The sequence below is a fragment of the Rhodococcus sp. DMU1 genome (assembly GCF_012272955.1).
Taxonomy (GTDB): Bacteria; Actinomycetota; Actinomycetes; order Mycobacteriales; family Mycobacteriaceae; genus Rhodococcus; species Rhodococcus aetherivorans.
Window position 1 is genome coordinate 3,040,767 of sequence record NZ_CP050952.1, and the last position, 17,066, is coordinate 3,057,832.

Annotated in this window: 17 protein-coding genes; 12 read left to right on the top strand and 5 right to left on the bottom strand. The window is 72.3% G+C overall.

What is annotated here, in order from left to right; all coding sequences use genetic code 11:
• The first annotated feature begins 1 nt into the window (after position 1).
• The 4 genes from HFP48_RS14190 (at position 2) to hisG (ending at position 3,107) form a co-directional block, all read left to right on the top strand.
• Complete coding sequence (locus HFP48_RS14190) at positions 2-862, top strand: rhodanese-related sulfurtransferase (RefSeq protein ID WP_029543741.1); 861 nt, start codon at positions 2-4, stop codon at positions 860-862.
• A 2-nt stretch (positions 863-864) separates the two neighbouring features.
• Complete coding sequence (locus HFP48_RS14195) at positions 865-1,752, top strand: pseudouridine synthase (protein WP_168580577.1); 888 nt, start codon at positions 865-867, stop codon at positions 1,750-1,752.
• Positions 1,753-1,829: 77 nt separating this feature from the next.
• A complete protein-coding gene (locus HFP48_RS14200; RefSeq protein WP_003937712.1) occupies positions 1,830-2,093 on the top strand; it encodes a phosphoribosyl-ATP diphosphatase in 264 nt (87 codons plus the stop codon).
• A 150-nt stretch (positions 2,094-2,243) separates the two neighbouring features.
• Positions 2,244-3,107: an ATP phosphoribosyltransferase gene (gene hisG, locus HFP48_RS14205; protein ID WP_006931171.1), complete on the top strand. Its 864-nt coding sequence runs from the start codon at positions 2,244-2,246 to the stop codon at positions 3,105-3,107.
• Positions 3,108-3,129: 22 nt separating this feature from the next.
• Here the strand turns inward: hisG and HFP48_RS14210 are convergent, their stop codons facing one another.
• From HFP48_RS14210 to HFP48_RS14220, 3 genes are all read right to left on the bottom strand, one after another.
• Complete coding sequence (locus tag HFP48_RS14210) at positions 3,130-4,932, bottom strand: lipase family protein (protein WP_168579660.1); 1,803 nt, start codon at positions 4,930-4,932, stop codon at positions 3,130-3,132.
• Between the two features lie 89 nt (positions 4,933-5,021).
• Positions 5,022-5,843, bottom strand: a complete 822-nt coding sequence (locus HFP48_RS14215; RefSeq protein ID WP_168579661.1) for a thioesterase family protein — start codon at positions 5,841-5,843, stop codon at positions 5,022-5,024.
• Positions 5,840-6,721, bottom strand: coding sequence for a RecB family exonuclease (locus tag HFP48_RS14220; protein WP_168579662.1), 882 nt, complete (start codon positions 6,719-6,721; stop codon positions 5,840-5,842). The genes HFP48_RS14215 and HFP48_RS14220 overlap by 4 nt, the downstream gene beginning before the upstream one ends.
• A 70-nt stretch (positions 6,722-6,791) precedes the next feature.
• Here HFP48_RS14220 and HFP48_RS14225 point away from each other — a divergent pair, with 70 nt between their 5' ends.
• The gene (locus HFP48_RS14225; RefSeq protein ID WP_029543751.1) at positions 6,792-7,643 is read left to right on the top strand and encodes a tRNA (adenine-N1)-methyltransferase; all 852 of its coding nucleotides are present in this window, start codon (positions 6,792-6,794) and stop codon (positions 7,641-7,643) included.
• Between the two features lie 60 nt (positions 7,644-7,703).
• Here HFP48_RS14225 and HFP48_RS14230 read toward each other — a convergent pair whose 3' ends face one another.
• The gene (locus tag HFP48_RS14230; protein WP_168579663.1) at positions 7,704-8,183 is read right to left on the bottom strand and encodes a nuclear transport factor 2 family protein; all 480 of its coding nucleotides are present in this window, start codon (positions 8,181-8,183) and stop codon (positions 7,704-7,706) included.
• Positions 8,184-8,357: 174 nt separating this feature from the next.
• Between HFP48_RS14230 and arc the strand changes: the two genes are divergently transcribed.
• From arc to prcA, 6 genes are all read left to right on the top strand, one after another.
• Positions 8,358-10,133 carry a proteasome ATPase gene (gene arc, locus HFP48_RS14235; protein WP_029543755.1) on the top strand — a complete coding sequence of 592 codons (1,776 nt, stop codon included), beginning with the start codon at positions 8,358-8,360 and terminating at the stop codon, positions 10,131-10,133.
• 73 nt (positions 10,134-10,206) lie between these two features.
• Positions 10,207-10,638, top strand: coding sequence for a nitroreductase family deazaflavin-dependent oxidoreductase (locus tag HFP48_RS14240; RefSeq protein WP_006931181.1), 432 nt, complete (start codon positions 10,207-10,209; stop codon positions 10,636-10,638).
• A 10-nt stretch (positions 10,639-10,648) separates the two neighbouring features.
• Positions 10,649-12,142, top strand: coding sequence for a depupylase/deamidase Dop (dop, locus tag HFP48_RS14245; protein WP_006931182.1), 1,494 nt, complete (start codon positions 10,649-10,651; stop codon positions 12,140-12,142).
• 138 nt (positions 12,143-12,280) lie between these two features.
• Positions 12,281-12,472, top strand: coding sequence for a ubiquitin-like protein Pup (locus tag HFP48_RS14250; RefSeq protein ID WP_003937722.1), 192 nt, complete (start codon positions 12,281-12,283; stop codon positions 12,470-12,472).
• A gap of 44 nt (positions 12,473-12,516) precedes the next feature.
• Positions 12,517-13,335, top strand: coding sequence for a proteasome subunit beta (gene prcB / locus HFP48_RS14255; RefSeq protein ID WP_174824802.1), 819 nt, complete (start codon positions 12,517-12,519; stop codon positions 13,333-13,335).
• Entirely contained in the window at positions 13,332-14,111 is a 780-nt protein-coding gene (prcA, locus tag HFP48_RS14260; RefSeq protein ID WP_006931185.1) for a proteasome subunit alpha, read from the top strand. Before prcB ends, prcA begins: the two co-directional genes overlap by 4 nt.
• Here the strand turns inward: prcA and HFP48_RS14265 are convergent.
• Positions 14,099-15,610 (bottom strand): phosphatase PAP2 family protein, encoded by a 1,512-nt coding sequence (locus HFP48_RS14265; protein WP_210432828.1) that lies wholly within the window; start codon positions 15,608-15,610, stop codon positions 14,099-14,101. The two genes, prcA and HFP48_RS14265, sit on opposite strands and share 13 nt — an antisense overlap.
• A 61-nt stretch (positions 15,611-15,671) precedes the next feature.
• Between HFP48_RS14265 and pafA the strand changes: the two genes are divergently transcribed.
• Positions 15,672-17,030, top strand: a complete 1,359-nt coding sequence (pafA, locus tag HFP48_RS14270; RefSeq protein WP_006931187.1) for a Pup--protein ligase — start codon at positions 15,672-15,674, stop codon at positions 17,028-17,030.
• The last annotated feature ends 36 nt before the right edge of the window (positions 17,031-17,066 follow it).

A 17,066-nucleotide genomic window follows, 5' to 3' on the forward strand; every position in this document is an offset into this window, starting at 1 on the left:
GGTGGCGATCCCGAAGATCGTGTTGTTCTACCGGTTCACGCCGCTGGCCGATCCGGAGGCGATCCGCTTGTGGCAGCACACCCTGGCGGCGTCGAACGATCTCACCGGTCGCATTGTGATCTCCGAGCACGGCATCAACGCCACCGTCGGGGGCGACATCGCCGACGTCAAGCGGTACGTGCGCGGCACCCGCGCGTACGCGCCGTTCGCCGACGCCGACATCAAGTGGTCGGACGGCACCGGGCGGGATTTTCCGCGCCTGTCGGTGCGGGTACGGCCGGAGATCGTGACCTTCGGGGCGCCGCACGAGCTGAAGGTCGACGAGCACGGGGTGGTCGGCGGTGGGGTGCACCTGTCGCCGCACGGGCTGCACGAGCTGATCGGCGAGCGCGGCGACGAGGTGGTGTTCTTCGACGGGCGCAACGCGTTCGAGGCGGAGATCGGCCGGTTCCGCGGGGCGGTCGTGCCGGATGTGGGGACCACGCGCGAGTTCGTGTCGGTGCTCGACAGCGGCCGCTACGACCACCTCAAGTCACGTCCGGTGGTGACCTACTGCACGGGCGGGGTGCGCTGCGAGGTGCTGTCCGCGTTGATGCGCAACCGCGGGTTCGAGCAGGTGTATCAGCTCGACGGCGGCATCGTCCGGTACGGGGAGACGTTCGGCGACGACGGGCTGTGGGAGGGTTCGCTGTACGTCTTCGACGGCCGCACGAACGTCGAGTTCTCGGACGCGGCGGCGGTGTTGGGCCGGTGCACGCTGTGCCGGGCGCCGACCTCGCGCTACCGCAACCACCCGGACGTCAACGGCCGGGAGCTGAGCCTGGTGTGCGAGGCGTGCGTGCCGGACCCGGTCGGGCCCTGACGGTGGCTGCGTCGCCGCTGCCGGTACGCGACGGTCTCGGACCGGACCGGCTGCGGCTGCCCGTCACCGATCCCGCCCCCACGATCCTCGGGTTCCTGCGCGGCGCCGAGCCCGGCGAGGACTGGCACCGCCACGTCGCGGCCGGTGAGCTCGTCGACGAGCACGGCCGGCCGGTGACCGCGCAGACCCGGTACCAGCCGGGCCGGTTCGTGTACTTCTACCGGGAGCCGCCGCCGGAGGTGCCGGTGCCGTTCCCGGTGACGGTCCTGCACCGCGACGAGGGGCTCCTCGTCGTGGACAAGCCGCACTTCCTGGCGACGATCCCGCGGGGCGCGCACATCCGGGAGACGGTGGTGGTGCGGCTGCGCCGGGAACTCGGGCTGCCGGACCTGGTTCCGGTGCACCGTCTGGACCGGATGACGGCGGGCGTGCTGCTGTGCACCACCGATCCGGGATTGCGGGGGCCGTACCAGCAGCTGTTCGAGCGGCAGCGGGTGCGCAAGGTGTACGAGGCGATCGCCCCGTACCGGCCGGGACTCGAGTTCCCCCGCACGGTGCGCAGCCGGATCCGTAAGCGGCACGGCGAGCTCACGGCCGTGGAGGAGCCCGGCGAGCCGAACTCCGAGACGCGGATCGAGCTGCTCGACCGGCGCGGGGACCTGGCCCGATACCGGCTGCATCCGCGGACCGGGCGCACCCATCAGCTGCGGCTGCACCTGAGCTCGCTGGGGGCGCCGATCGTCGGTGACAACTTCTATCCGCGGTTCCGGCGCCGCGCGCCGGACGATTTCTCGGATCCGCTGCGGTTGCTGGCGCGGACCGTCGAGTTCGACGATCCGCGCACCGGGCGGCGCCGCCGGTTCGACAGCGGCCTCGCCCTCGAGTTCTGACGGTCCGGGCCGGGCGCCCGGGGCGGTCGCGGCACTGGGTGCGGGAGCACGCTGCGGTCATGAAACAATGAACCCCCGTGAAGACCTTCGATTCCCTGTTCGCCGAGCTGTCCGAGCGTGCCGTCACCCGTCCCGAGGGGTCCGGCACCGTTGCCGCCCTGGACGCCGGCGTCCATGCGCAGGGCAAGAAGGTGATCGAGGAGGCCGGCGAGGTGTGGATCGCCGCCGAGTACCAGAGCGACGAGCAGCTGGCGGAGGAGATTTCGCAGTTGCTGTACTGGGTGCAGGTGCTGATGGTCGGGCGGGGTCTGAAGCTCGAGGACGTCTACAAGCATCTGTGACGGCTCGCCGTCGGGCATCTGTGACGGCTCGCCGTCGGGCATCTGTGACGGCTCGCCGTCGGGCAGCCGCCCCGGGGCCGGCCGTCGTGCCCTCGAGACCTTCCGCCTGTTCCTTCCCTGCTCTTCGCACCGTTGCCGAAAGGACCGTCCATGCTGCGCGTCGCAGTTCCGAACAAGGGCTCGCTGTCCGAGTCCGCCGCCGAAATCCTGCGCGAGGCCGGATACCGGCGCCGCACCGACTCGCGCGACCTGACCGTTATCGACCCGGTCAACGACGTCGAGTTCTTCTTCCTGCGCCCGAAGGACATCGCCATCTACGTCGGTTCCGGCGAGCTCGATCTGGGCATCACTGGCCGTGACCTGGCGCTGGATTCGGCGGCGCCGGTCACCGAGCGGCTCGCTCTGGGGTTCGGGTACTCCTCCTTCCGCTACGCGGCGCCGAAGGGCCGGGACTGGAAGATCGAGGACCTCGCCGGCCTGCGGATCGCGACGTCGTACCCCAACCTGGTCCGCCGTGATCTGACGGCGCGGGGGATCGAGGCGACGGTCATCCGCCTCGACGGCGCGGTGGAGATCTCCATTCAGCTGGGGGTGGCCGACGCGATCGCCGACGTCGTCGGCTCCGGCCGGACGCTGCGCCAGCACGATCTGGTGGCGTTCGGGGAGTCGCTGTGCGACTCGGAGGGTGTGCTGATCGAGCAGGAGGGCGCGAGCCGCGGCGATTCGGCGCGCAATCAGCTCGTCGCCCGCATCGAGGGCGTGGTGTTCGCGCAGCAGTACGTGATGCTCGACTACGACTGCCCCAAGCCGGTTCTCGACGAGGCGGTGCAGATCACTCCGGGTCTGGAGTCGCCGACGATCTCACCGCTCGCCGACGACTCGTCGGTGGCGGTGCGGGCGATGGTGCCGCGCAAGGGCCACAACGCGGTGATGGATCGGCTCGCCGAGATCGGGGCGCGGGCGATCCTGGCGACGGACATCCGGTCGTGCCGCGCGATGCGCGGCGCCGAGTAGCCGCGGCCGAGCGTCCGGCGCGTCAGCGCCCGGGGCAGGTGCCGGGGGCGGCGATGCCGGCGAGACGCTGTTCGGTCCAGGTGAGTAGTTCGGGTACGAGCGGGGAGTCCTCGGCGACGAGCCCGAGGTGGTCCCGGCCGGGATAGCTGCGGTAGTCCAGGGCCCAGTTCTCGGCGCAGCGGTCGCGCACGTAGCCGTCCTGCACGGCGGCGGTGACGAGGGAATCGGTGGCGCCCTGCGCGAGCAGGACGGGCACGGCCGTCGTGCCGGTGGGGACGTTCTCCGCGAGGCGGCGGCCGAGGGGTCCGGTGGTGGGGTCGGTGCGCAGCACGGACCGGTCGCGACTGAGCGAGAGTGCCGACAGGACCGAGACGTAGACGGCGGGTTCGGACAGGCACCTTGTCGCCATCTCGCGCACGAGGGTGCGGGCGGCGGGCCCGACGTAGGTGTCGCCGTCGACGTCGTCGTAGACCGCGGTGTAGGCGGCGAGGACGTACGAGGCGAACACGCTGCCGCCGGGAACGGTGTCGAGTCCGGTGGTCAGCGCGACGGTGTCGCTGGCGGGGGCCATCGCGGCGATCCCGGCGACGGGTGTGTCCGGGGCGTAGGTGGGGGCGAGCAGCCCCGCCCACAGGGCCGCGTGCCCGCCCTGGGAGTGCCCCCAGACGACGGTGCGGTCGGCGAGGTCGAGGTCGAGGTGGTGGAGGTGGTGGGCCGCACGCACAGCGTCGAGCACCGAGCGTCCTTCGCCCTGCCCGATCAGGTACGGGTGCGGGCCTGCGGTGCCCAGGCCGACGTAGTCGGTGGCCACCAGGGCCCAACCGCGGTCGAGGAGCGCGGACTCGGCGGGCAGGGCGCCGGCGCCGAGCGGGTCGTCGAGGAGGGTGGGCGCACAGGGTTCGGCGAAACCGGTGGTCCCGTGGGCCCAGGCGATCACCGGTCGAGGTCCGGGCGGGGCGTTCTTCGCGACCACGACCAGGGCGCTGGCCACGGCGGGCTGGTCGTCGTCGCGGGTGGTGGTGTAGAGGATGCGCCAGGCCTCGGCGCCGTCGGGGACGGCGCGGGTGAACGGTTCGGCGCGCAGAAGCGCGCCGGGATGATCGGGCATCCGGTGCGGTGCGGTGTAGAACGCGTCGACGACGGGGGAGCCGGCGCGCAGGCGGACCGCCACGCCGGCTGCGGCGACGGCCACGAGCAGCGCGAGAACCGCCACGGCCGGTCGCCGGTACCGGGCCGGGGTGCGGCGGGGCGCCGTCGGGGTGGGTCCGGGGGTGCGGTCGTCGAGGGCGGCGAGTCCGTCGCCGATGCGGGCGAGGCCGAAGAACACGGTGCGGATGCCGAACAGGAAGGCGACGACGAGGACCGTGACGTCGGGCCAGCGCCAGGCGAGGACACCGAACACGATGTCGGCGAGGCCGAGGACTGCGGTGGTGAGTCGCTCGTCGAGGTCGCCGCGGGCGGCGCGGACCAGACGCAGGGCGCCGCCGACGACGAGGGCGAGCGCGACGGCGGGGGCGAGCAGATCCAGGGCCCGGCCGAGCCAGGCGAGGACGGCGATGCCGAACCCGATCCAGGCGAGGGCGGTGGCGGTCGCCACCGCCCCGGCGTGGGAGCGGTACGCGGCGAGCAGGTCGGCGGTGCCGGCGGTGATCGCGGCCAGGCCGATGAGCAGGCCCAGCGCGGACAGTGAGGTCAGCGGTCTCGTCGTGAGCAGCAGGCCGAGCAGCAGGCAGACGAGTCCGAGGAGCACGGACGTCCACCACGGTGCCGTGCGCAGCGCGGCGGTGGCGGCGCGGGCTCTGCGGTGGGGACCGGTCGCGGGCATGTCGTCCTCCCCTGGTGCCGACCGAAATGTCCGGTCGAATGTGGCACGGTCCGCGGGCGCCCGCCCGGTGATCGGTGCCCGCGGCGGGGTCAGCGGGGGCGGACCTGCACGGTTTGCGCGATCCGTCCGACGGCGCCGTCCTCGTCGTACAGCACCCCGGCGGTCATGCCCACCCCGTCCGGGCCGGTGGACGTCTCGGCGCTGATGCCGACCCACTCGCCGACCGGTTCCCGGAACAGGTGCACCGTCAGGTCGGTGTTGAGGAAGGTCCAGACGGCGGGGTCGAGTTTGGAACCGACACCGTTGGCGACATCGGCGACGGTGAACAGCCGCTCGACCGGGGTCGGGGCCTCGCCCTCGACGAGCGCCAGGTCGGTGCGCAGCCACGCCGCCGACGGCCCCGGCGCCCCGATCGGGGTGATCGTGCGCCAGTCCAGGGTGCGCACGAATCCGGTCTGCCAGAACGCCGAGCCGGGGTGTTCGACGACGCCCTGCGCCGGCGGCGGCAGCGGCGCGTCCGCGGCGTGGGCGACCCCGGGCAGGTCGGCGGTCTGCATGCGCCAGGCGGTGCCACGGGCCACCGCTCGGGGGGTGCCGTCCGGGCCGGCGGCCCACAGCTCGGCGACGACGAGTTCGACCTTGCGGCCGGGGCGGTCGATGCGGGTGCGGACCTCGATCTCGGTCAGCGGCACCGGGCCGAGCAGTTCGACGCAGATGCGGGTCAGTCGGGCGTCGGGGCGGCGGCCGCAGCGTTCGAGGGCGCGGGCCAGCAGCGCCGACGGCGGGGCGCCGTGCTGCATCGTCGGTGCCCACGTGCTGACCGTATGGGCGGTGGGCCGAAACCGTTCGACGGCAGTGCCCCCGTCGCCGGGGCCGCCGTCGATCGGCACGAAGTACGCCGCGTCGCTCACTCGCTCGTTTCCTCCTCGGGACGGGCCGCGCCGGCGGGCTCGTCCGGCCGGCCCGGATAGGGCGGGGCGGTGCCGCCGAATGCCGGGCACCGCACCCGATGATCGCACCACCGGCACAGCGGCCCCGGGTTGGGCCGGAAGTCCCGTGCGTCGGTCGCGGTGCGCACGGCCGCCCAGAGGGCGCGCACGGTGCCCTCGAAGCGGCGCAGTTCGTCCCCGTCGGGGGTGTAGTCGAGTACCTGTCCGTCCGCCAGGTACAGCAGCCGCAGCCGCGCCGGCACCACCCCGCGGGTGCGCAGCACCATCAGCGCGTAGAACTTCAGCTGGAACAGCGCCGCCGCCTCGCCGGTCTCGCGGGGTGCCCGGCCGGTCTTGTAGTCGACCACGCGCACCAGCCCCTGGGGGGAGATGTCGATCCGGTCGACGAAGCCCCGCAGCCGCAGCCCGTCGTCCAGCTCGGTTTCCACGCGCAGCTCGCACGCTTGCGGGGTGAACCCGGTGGGATCCTCGAGTGCGAAGTAGCGGGCGACGAGGGCGCGGGCCTCGGTGAGGAACCGGTCGCGCTCGCCTGGGCCGATCACGTCGGCGAGGTCGGGTGCCTCCTCGAGCAGCCGCTGCCACGCCGGTGCCACCAGCTCGCCGGCGGGTCCGGGCCGCCGCTCGGCGGCCGGCAGCGCGAACAACGCCTCGAGGGCTGCGTGGACGACGCTGCCGCGCAGCTGGGCCCGCGACGGGACCTCGGGGATCCGGTCGATCGCCCGGAACCGGTACAGCAGCGGACAGCGTTTGAAGTCGGCGGCGCGCGACGGCGACAGCGCCGGCGTCCGCGGGGCCGCGGGCCGGTCGTCGGTGGGGGGCGTCGTCGCGGCTGTGCTCACACCTGGCAGGGTATGGCCCGGGACCGACACGGTGTCGGTACCGGCGGAGCGGACGAAGGTGGATACGGCGATGGCAGCAGGTGGACTCGGGCGCAGCGGACCGTTCGAGGTCGGTGACCGGGTGCAGCTCACCGACGCCAAGGGCCGCAAGTACACGGTGGTGCTCGAGGCGGGCAAGGAGTTCCACACCCACCGCGGCGGCATCCTGCACGACGCGCTCATCGGCACGGACGAGGGCAGCGTCGTCACCTCCACCAACGGCACCCCCTACCTGGCGCTGCGGCCGCTGCTGACCGATTACGTGCTGTCCATGCCGCGCGGGGCGCAGGTGATCTACCCCAAGGACGCCGCGCAGATCGTGCATGAGGGCGACGTGTTCCCCGGCGCCCGGGTGCTCGAGGCGGGCGCCGGTTCGGGTGCGCTGACCTGTTCGCTGCTGCGGGCCGTGGGGCCGACCGGCCGGGTGATCTCCTACGAGGTGCGCGACGACCACGCCGAGCACGCGGTGCGCAACGTCGAGACGTTCTTCGGGGAGCGTCCCGGGAACTGGGATCTCACGGTGGGCGACGTCGCGGACTACGACCTCGACCGGCACGGTCCGGTCGACCGGGTGGTGCTGGACATGCTGGCCCCCTGGGACGCGCTGCCGACGGTGGCGAAGGCGCTGGTACCCGGTGGGGTGCTGATCGTGTACGTGGCGACGGTGACTCAGCTGTCGAAGGTGGTCGAGGCGCTGCGTGAGCAGACCTGCTGGACCGAACCGCGGTCGTGGGAGTCGATGGTGCGCGGCTGGCACGTGGTCGGCCTGGCCGTGCGTCCGGAGCATCGGATGCAGGGGCACACCGCGTTCCTGGTCAGCGCCCGCCGCCTCGCCGAGGGCACCGTCACACCGAAGCCGCAGCGCCGGCCCAGCAAGGGCTGACCGCTCCGGTCCGCACGGCGGCCGAGCCGCCTGATCCGCACGGCGGCCGAGCCGCCCCGGTCACGAGCAGTTCAGCGACCCCATCGCCAGGACCTGGCAGGTGCTCTCGTCCTCCAGCCGCCAGGTGCCGTCCTCCCGCTCGAACGTCAGCGGCATCGGGGCGCCGCCGTGCGGACCGGTGACCTGCACGGTTGCCGAGACCGTGTCGTCGTCGACGGCGTTCACGGACTCGACGTCGGCGGTGAGCGGGTAGCCGGCGAGCACCCCGTTGAACTGCTCGAGCAGCGCGCCCCGGTCGTCGCCGTCCTCGACCACCACGGCCTTGTCCGCCGCCGACACCGCCGGGTCGAAGAACGTCGTCAGCACCGCTTCGAGCTCGCCCTCGGTTGCCGCGGCGGCGGGGCCGGCCGCGGACGTCGTCGCGGCGGAGGATGTGGGCGACCCACCGGCGGAGTCGTCGGCGGCGCAGGCGGGCAGCGCGGTCAGTGCGGCGACGGCGACGGCGACGGCGACAGCGGCCCGTCTGGTGCGAGTGGTCACGGGAATCCTTTCGACCCGGCAGAGAGAAAGGCAAGGCTAACATCGGTATCGGGGATTCGGGCCCGCGGCCGTGAGGAGTCCGACACGCATTCGCAGCATGCCGATTTCGCGTCGCACCACACAGTCGGCCGTCTGCCGGTAGCGTGGAAAGACCGATAGTGGAGGGAGTCGCACATGAGCTCGACAGAGAACCCGGATTCGGTTGCGGCGGCACAAGAACTCGAAGCGCTGCGCGCCGAGGCGACCGCCCTGCGGCGGCGGCTCGTCGAACCGTCCGAACAGGTCCGTGACCTCGAGGCCCGGATCGACTCCCTGACCGTGCGCAACGGCAAGCTGATGGACACGCTCAAGGAGGCGCGCCAGCAGCTGATCACCCTGCGCGAGGAAGTCGACCGGCTCGGTCAGCCCCCCAGCGGCTACGGGGTGCTGCTCGGCATCTACGACGATCAGACCGTGGACGTGTTCACCTCCGGCCGCAAGATGCGGGTCACGGTGTCCCCGAACCTCGAACCCGATGGTTTCGTCTCCGGCCAGACGGTCCGGTTGAACGAGGCGCTGACCGTCGTCGAAGCCGGCGGATTCGAGCGGGTCGGAGAGATCACCACCCTGCGCGAGGTCCTCGACGACGGCACCCGCGCCCTCGTCGTCGGACACGCCGACGAGGAGCGCATCGTGTGGCTGGCCGCGCCGCTCGCCGCCGCGGCCGCCGCGGCGGCCGGCACCGTCGAGGTGAGCGAGGACGCCGAGCCGTCGTTCAAGCTGCGGCCGGGTGATTCGCTGCTGGTCGACAGCAAGGCCGGCTACGCCTTCGAGCGCATCCCCAAGGCCGAGGTCGAGGACCTCGTCCTCGAGGAGGTTCCCGACGTCGACTACAACGACATCGGTGGCCTCGGCCGGCAGATCGAGCAGATCCGCGACGCGGTGGAACTGCCGTTCCTGCACAAGGACCTGTTCCGTGAGTACGCGCTGCGCCCGCCCAAGGGCGTGCTGCTGTACGGCCCGCCCGGCTGCGGCAAGACCCTCATCGCCAAGGCCGTCGCCAACTCGCTGGCCAAGAAGATCGCCGAGGCCCGCGGCGAGGATTCGAAGGAAGCGAAGTCCTACTTCCTCAACATCAAGGGCCCCGAGCTGCTCAACAAGTTCGTCGGCGAGACCGAACGCCACATTCGGCTGATCTTCCAGCGGGCCCGCGAGAAGGCCTCCGAAGGCACGCCGGTGATCGTGTTCTTCGACGAGATGGACTCGATCTTCCGCACCCGCGGCTCCGGTGTGTCGTCGGATGTCGAGACCACGGTGGTGCCGCAGCTGCTGTCCGAGATCGACGGCGTCGAGGGTCTCGAGAACGTCATCGTGATCGGCGCGTCCAACCGCGAGGACATGATCGACCCGGCGATCCTGCGGCCCGGCCGACTCGATGTGAAGATCAAGATCGAGCGGCCCGACGCCGAGGCGGCGCTGGACATCTTCTCCAAGTACCTCACCGAGGGACTGCCGGTGCACGCCGACGACCTCGCCGAGTTCGGCGGGCACCGCGGGGCGTGCGTGCGCGCCATGATCGAACGGGTCGTCGACCGGATGTACGCCGAGAGCGAGGAGAACCGCTTCCTCGAGGTGACGTACGCCAACGGCGACAAGGAGGTCCTGTACTTCAAGGACTTCAACTCCGGCGCGATGATCCAGAACATCGTCGACCGCGCCAAGAAGTACGCGATCAAGTCGGTACTCGAGACCGGCGCGCCCGGTCTGCGGGTGCAGCACCTGCTCGACTCCATCGTCGACGAGTTCGCCGAGAACGAGGACCTGCCCAACACCACCAACCCGGACGACTGGGCCCGGATCTCCGGCAAGAAGGGCGAACGCATCGTCTACATCCGCACCCTGGTCACCGGCAAGAACGCCAGCGCCAGCCGGGCGATCGACACCGAGTCGAACACGGGCCAGTACCTGTGACGCCGCGCCGGTGGGGTCGCCGCGTCCCGCGGCGGCCCCACCGGCGTGCGACGCGACCGGCAGGAGGCTGACCGTGCCGCTGCCCCGCGCCCTGGCCCGGTTCAACAGGGTCGTCACCAACCGGCTCGCCCGGCCCGTGGCCGGACACCTACCGCTGACGGCGGTGATCGAGCACCGCGGCCGGCGTACCGGGCGCCGCTACCGCACCCCGGTGCTGGTGTTCGGTCGCGACGGCGGCTACCGCATCGCCCTGACCTACGGCCCCCGCACCGACTGGGTGCGCAACGTCCTCGCCGCCGGCGGCTGCACCCTGCACACCCGCGGCCGCCGCATCGACCTCGTCGACCCCGTGCTCGGCCGCGACCCGGCCGTGCGGTGGGCGCCGCCCGGCGTCCGCACGGTCCTGCGCGCGACCGGCTCGGTCGAGTATCTCGACGCCGCCGTCGCCCCGTCCGCCGCCCGCCCCGGCCCGCCCGGCCCGGCCGGACCGGCACCGATCACCTAATCTCGACGTCATGCAGCGGATCATCGGCATCGAGGTCGAGTACGGGATCTCCTCACCCAACGAGCCCACAGCGAACCCGATCCTCACGTCCACCCAGGCGGTCCTGGCGTACGCGGCCGCCGAGGGGGTGCCGCGCGCCAAGCGCACCCGCTGGGACTACGAGGTCGAATCCCCACTGCGCGACGCCCGCGGATTCGACCTGGGCCGCTTCAACGGTCCGGCCCCCGTCATCGACGCCGACGAGGTCGGCGCCGCCAACATGATCCTCACCAACGGCGCCCGGCTGTACGTCGACCACGCCCACCCCGAATACTCGGCGCCGGAGGTCACCGACCCCCTCGACGCGGTGATCTGGGACAAGGCCGGCGAACGGGTGATGGAGGCCGCCGCCCGGCACGCCTCGAGCGTGCCCGGCGCGCCGCGCCTGCAGCTGTACAAGAACAACGTCGACGGCAAGGGTGCCTCGTACGGCACCCACGAGAACTACCTCATGGCCCGCGACACCCCGTTCTCGGCGGTGGTGGCCGGGCTGACCCCGTTCTTCGTCTCCCGGCAGGTGATCACCGGTTCCGGCCGGGTCGGCATCGGCCAGTCCGGCGACGAGGCAGGATTCCAGCTGTCCCAGCGCGCCGACTACATCGAGGTCGAGGTCGGGCTCGAGACCACCCTCAAACGCGGCATCATCAACACCCGCGACGAGCCGCACGCCGACGCCGACAAGTACCGGCGCCTGCACGTGATCATCGGCGACGCCAACCTCGCCGAGATGTCGACCTACCTCAAGGTCGGCACCACTGCGCTGGTGCTGGACCTGATCGAGGCCGGGGTGGACCTGTCGGACCTGCAGCTGGCCCGGCCGGTCACCGCCGTGCACCACATCAGCCACGACCCCACGCTGCGCAAGACCGTCGCCCTGACCGACGGCCGTGAGCTGACCGGCCTGGCGTTGCAGCGGATCTACCACGAGCGCGTCGCGAAGTTCCACGACGGCACCGACGACAAGCGGGTGCGCGACATCCTCGACAAGTGGGCGATGATCCTCGACCTGCTCGAACGCGACCCCATGGAGTGCGCGCACCTGCTGGACTGGCCGGCCAAGCTGCGCCTGCTCGAGGGCTTCCGGAACCGGGAGGGCCTGGCGTGGTCGGCGCCGCGGCTGCACCTGGTGGACCTGCAGTACTCCGACGTGCGGCTGGACAAGGGCCTGTACAACCGGCTCGTCGCCCGCGGCTCGATGGAGCGCCTGGTCGCCGAGCAGGATGTGCTCGACGCGGTGCACACCCCGCCGTCGGACACCCGCGCTTTCTTCCGCGGCGAGTGCCTGCGCCGGTTCGGCGCCGACATCGCCGCCGCCAGCTGGGACTCGGTGATCTTCGACCTCGGCGGCGAATCCCTGGTGCGCATCCCCACCCTCGAGCCGCTGCGGGGCAGCCGCGCGCACGTCGGCAAGCTGCTCGACTCGGTGGATTCGGCGGCCCAACTGGTCGACGAACTGACCAGCTGACCCGTCCGGGCGGGCGCGACACGCGCGTAGTCGCGCGGAGTGTCGCATCTGCTCGGTAGGGTGGAGGTCCGAGCAGTCGGAGCTCGCACCGGCCGAGGCCGGAGCGGGCCCCACGAACGAACGAGGAGGTCGACCGCTATGGCTCAGGAGCGGACCACACGCGGTGGCGGAGGCGACGACGACGAGGTCGTCGGCGACGGCGGTGCCGGTCAGGAACGACGCGAGAAGCTCGCGGCCGAGACCGACGACCTGCTCGACGAGATCGACGACGTGCTCGAGGAGAACGCCGAGGACTTCGTGCGTGCGTACGTGCAGAAGGGCGGCCAGTGACAGCGGAGCGTTCGCCGATCCCGTTCCCCGTCCACCCGCCGCGCATGCCGTTCGGTTCCCCGCTGTCCTCGTTCTCCGACCACCTGCGCATGCATGCGCCGGAACTGCTGCCGGAGAACCGTCCCGGGCTGCGGGGCGCCGACGCGGACATCGCCCCGCACGGCACCACGATCGTCGCCGTGACGTTCGCCGGCGGCGTGCTCATCGCCGGTGACCGGCGCGCCACCATGGGCAACATGGTCGCCAGCCGCGACGTGGAGAAGGTGTTCGTCACCGACAGCTACTCCGCGGCCGGTATCGCCGGCACCGCCGGCCTGGCCATCGAACTCGTGCGCCTGTTCGCGGTCGAGCTCGAACACTACGAGAAGATCGAGGGTGTGCCGCTGACCTTCGACGGCAAGGCCAACCGGCTGTCGTCGATGGTGCGCGGCAACCTCGGGGCCGCGATGCAGGGCCTGGCGGTGGTGCCGCTGCTGGTCGGCTACGACCTCGAGGCCCCGGAACCGCAGCGCGCCGGCCGGATCGTGTCCTACGACGTGGTCGGGGGCCGCTACGAGGAGCGCGCCGGCTACCACGCGGTGGGCTCGGGATCGCTGTTCGCCAAGTCGTCGCTGAAGAAGCTCTACCGCGCCGACGCCGACGAGGCGGCCGCGCTGCGCACCGTCGTCGAAGCGCTCTACGACGCGGCCGACGACGACACCGCCACCGGCGGCCCGGACACCACCCGCGGCATCTATCCCACCGCGGTGGTCATCACCGCCGACGGCGCCACCGAGGTGCCGGAGCAGACCTTGTCGGCGCTGGCCCGCACCGTGGTCGCGGACCGCACCGTCGCCGAGCACGGGCAGGGAGGTGCGCAGTGACGCTGCCGTACTATGCGTCCGCCGAGCAGATCATGCGCGATCGCTCGGAACTGGCGCGCAAGGGCATCGCGCGGGGCCGCAGCGTGGTCGTGCTGATCTACGCCGACGGGGTGGTGTTCGTTGCCGAGAACCCGTCGAAGGCGCTGCACAAGGTCAGCGAGCTCTACGACCGCATCGGGTTCGCCGCGGTCGGCAAGTACAACGAGTTCGAGAACCTGCGGCGCGCCGGGATCGTGCACGCCGACATGCGCGGCTACTCCTACGACCGGCGCGACGTGACCGTGCGGTCGCTGGCCAACGCGTACGCGCAGACCCTGGGCACCATCTTCACCGAGCAGCCCAAGCCGTACGAGGTGGAGATCTGCGTCGCCGAGGTCGGCCGCGCCGACTCCGCCGACACCGCGCAGCTGTATCGCATCACCTACGACGGCTCGATCGTCGACGAACCGCAGTTCGTGGTGATGGGCGGGCACACCGAACCCATCGCCACCGCCCTGCGCGAGTCGTACCGGCCGGGTCTGTCCCTCGCCGAGGCGGTGCAGGTCGCGGTGCAGGCGCTGCAGCAGGTGCCCGCCGCCGGGGCCGAGATCGGCACCCGGGTGCTCGGCCGCGCCGAGCTCGAGGTGGCGGTGCTCGAGAAGCCGCGCCCGCGTCGCGCGTTCCGCCGCATCACCGGCGCCGCGCTCGACCAGTTGCTGCCCGGCACCGGCGAGCGGTCCGGCGACGACACCGGCACCACCGGGCCGGACGGGTCGGGGCCCGTTCAGGGTTCCTGATCGAGGGGCCGGTAGAGGGTGAGCTCGCCGGGGACGCTGCGGAACTCGAACAGCGCGCCCTCGGCGAGCACCTCACCGTCGGTGGCCAGGGCGACCCGGCCGCTGCGCACCCGCACCGACAGCGCCGGCGCTTCGCGCCGCACGTGGATCGGGGATCCGGCGAGGCTGCCGGTGACCGCGGCCGCGAGCAGCCGGGTCCGCGACCAGTGCAGGTCGGCCCGCAGATACCGCACGTCCAGGGTGCCGGTGTCGATGCGGGGCCGTGACATCGGCACCCGGTCGTCCGGCGCGTACCGGCCGCTGCCGACGAACAGCAACCACACCGCGGTGGGCACCCCGTCCAGCGACACCCGCAGCGGGCTCGCGGTCGCGAGGACCGCGGCCAGCGCCGCCGCCGCGGCCGGCCACTTGCCGATCCTCGGCTCCCACCGCTCACGCAGCCGCACCGAGTCCGGATAGCCGCCCACGCTGGCGGTGTTGACGAACACGTGTCCACCCCGGTCGGCACCGTCCGGGCCGGACCGATCGGCACCGTCCGGGCCGGTGCCGTCCACCCACACCCGGCCGAGGTCGACCCGCAGCGCCTGCCCCCGCTCGACCGCGCGCACGGTCTGCTCCAGGTCGAGCAGCCCGGCGTCGCGGGCGAAGTGGTTCAGGGTGCCGCCCGGGAACACCGCCAGCGGCAGCCCGTGCGCGACGGCCGCGCTCGCCGCGGCTCGCACGGTGCCGTCCCCGCCGTGGACGCCGAGCGCTGCGGGGGTGTGCTCGGCGACGAACCGGTCCAGCTGGGCGGTGAACTCCTCGTCCGGGTCGAGGGTGACCACCCGTGCCTGGGGCAGCGCCGCCGCGATCACGCCCGCGTCGTCGTCGCGGCCGGCGCCGGGGTTGACCAGCACCAGCAGGTCCCGGCCCTGCGGCAGGGCCGGGGCCGGGCCGGGCGGGCCCAGCCGGGCGGGCTCGTCGGGGCGCACCGCCCACCAGCGGCGCGTGGCCAGGGCCACCGCCGCACCGACGGCGACGCCGGTGACCACGTCGGCCGGCCAGTGCACCCCGGTGTGCACCCGGGAGTAGGCGACCGCCGCGGCCACCGGCGCGAGCAACGCCCCCGTCACCGGGGATTCGAGGGCCATCCCGGTGGTGAACGCCGCCGCCGACGCCGAATGCCCGGACGGGAACGACGACGAGCGCGGCGTCGGCAGCGAGCGGCGCAGCGGGCCGTCCTGCCGGGCCGGGGGCCGGCGGCGCGGCAGCAGCGGCTTGAGCACCCCGTTGGCCAGGGCACTGGCCCCGGCCAGCGCCAGCATGCCGCGGACGGCGCCGCGGCGGGGCCGGCCGCCGATCGCGGCGCACGCCGCCGCGCAGCCCATCCACAGCCGACCGTGGTCGGCGGCGCGGCTCAGGCCCCGCAGCACGGGGTCGGCGGGGGAGGGACGCAGGGCGGCGCTGCCGGCGAACAGGGACCGGTCCAGGCGCGTCAGCGGGGCGGGAGCGAAGATCACGGGTACAACCGTAATCTCGTTGCGGCTCATGCTCGGTGGTTCCGCGCGGTACTGTCGAAGTGTGCAGCGACGAATCATGGGCATCGAGACGGAGTTCGGCGTCACGTGCACCTTCCACGGGCACCGGCGGCTGAGCCCCGACGAGGTCGCCCGGTATCTGTTCCGTCGGGTGGTGTCCTGGGGCCGCAGCTCGAACGTGTTCCTCCGCAACGGGGCGCGCCTGTACCTGGACGTGGGTTCGCACCCGGAGTACGCGACCGCCGAATGTGACGACCTTCTCCAGCTCGTCGAGCACGACCACGCCGGGGAGCGGGTGCTCGAGGAATTGCTGATCGACGCCGAACAGCGCCTCGCCGAGGAAGGCATCGGCGGCGACATCTACCTGTTCAAGAACAACACCGACTCGGCCGGCAACTCCTACGGCTGCCACGAGAACTACCTCGTGGTGCGGGCCGGGGAGTTCTCCCGCATCTCGGACGTGCTGCTGCCGTTCCTGGTGACGCGGCAGCTGATCTGCGGCGCCGGGAAGGTGCTGCAGACCCCCAAGGCCGCGACCTACTGCCTGTCGCAGCGCGCCGAGCACATCTGGGAGGGCGTGTCGTCGGCGACCACCCGGTCCCGGCCGATCATCAACACCCGCGACGAGCCGCACGCCGACGCCGAGAAGTACCGGCGGCTGCACGTGATCGTCGGCGACTCGAACATGTCCGAGCCCACCACGATGCTCAAGGTCGGCTCCGCGTCGCTGGTGCTCGAGATGATCGAGGCCGGCGTGGCGTTCCGCGACTTCGCCCTCGACAACCCGATCCGGGCCATCCGGGAGGTCAGCCACGACCTGACCGGGCGGCGGCCGGTGCGCCTGGCCGGGGGCCGGCAGGCCAGCGCCCTCGACATCCAGCGCGAGTACCACGGCCGGGCGGTGGAGTACCTGCGCACCCGCGAACCCGATCCGCACGTCGAGCAGGTGGTGGATCTGTGGGGCCGGGTGCTCGACGCGGTCGAGTCGCAGGACTTCGCGAAGGTGGACACCGAGATCGACTGGGTGATCAAACGCAAGTTGTTCCAGCGCTATCAGGACCGCTACGACCTGGAGCTGTCCGACCCGAAGATCGCCCAGCTGGATCTGGCGTACCACGACATCAAGCGCGGGCGCGGGGTGTTCGATCTGCTCCAGCGCAAGGGGCTGGCGGCGCGGCTGACCGACGACGAGTCCGTCGACGCGGCCGTGCACACCCCGCCGCAGACCACCCGGGCGAAGCTGCGCGGCGACTTCATCGCCGCCGCGCAGGACGCCGGCCGGGACTTCACCGTCGACTGGGTGCACCTCAAGCTCAACGACCAGGCGCAGCGCACGGTGCTGTGCAAGGACCCGTTCCGCTCCGTCGACGAGCGCGTCGAACGGCTCATCGCCTCGATGTAGCGTGCCGCGGGTCGTCCGCGTCCGGTAACCGGGTCG

Bases quoted from the DNA above. Each gene is read 5' to 3' on its own strand.
- HFP48_RS14225 (WP_029543751.1), top strand. From the start codon at position 6,792: ATGGCAGCAGGTGGACTCGGGCGCAGCGGACCGTTCGAGGTCGGTGAC.
- prcB (WP_174824802.1), top strand. From the start codon at position 12,517: ATGCCGTTCGGTTCCCCGCTGTCCTCGTTCTCCGACCACCTGCGCATG.
- HFP48_RS14250 (WP_003937722.1), top strand. From the start codon at position 12,281: ATGGCTCAGGAGCGGACCACACGCGGTGGCGGAGGCGACGACGACGAG.
- hisG (WP_006931171.1), top strand. From the start codon at position 2,244: ATGCTGCGCGTCGCAGTTCCGAACAAGGGCTCGCTGTCCGAGTCCGCC.
- dop (WP_006931182.1), top strand. From the start codon at position 10,649: ATGCAGCGGATCATCGGCATCGAGGTCGAGTACGGGATCTCCTCACCC.
- arc (WP_029543755.1), top strand. From the start codon at position 8,358: ATGAGCTCGACAGAGAACCCGGATTCGGTTGCGGCGGCACAAGAACTC.
- HFP48_RS14210 (WP_168579660.1), bottom strand. From the start codon at position 4,932: ATGCCCGCGACCGGTCCCCACCGCAGAGCCCGCGCCGCCACCGCCGCG.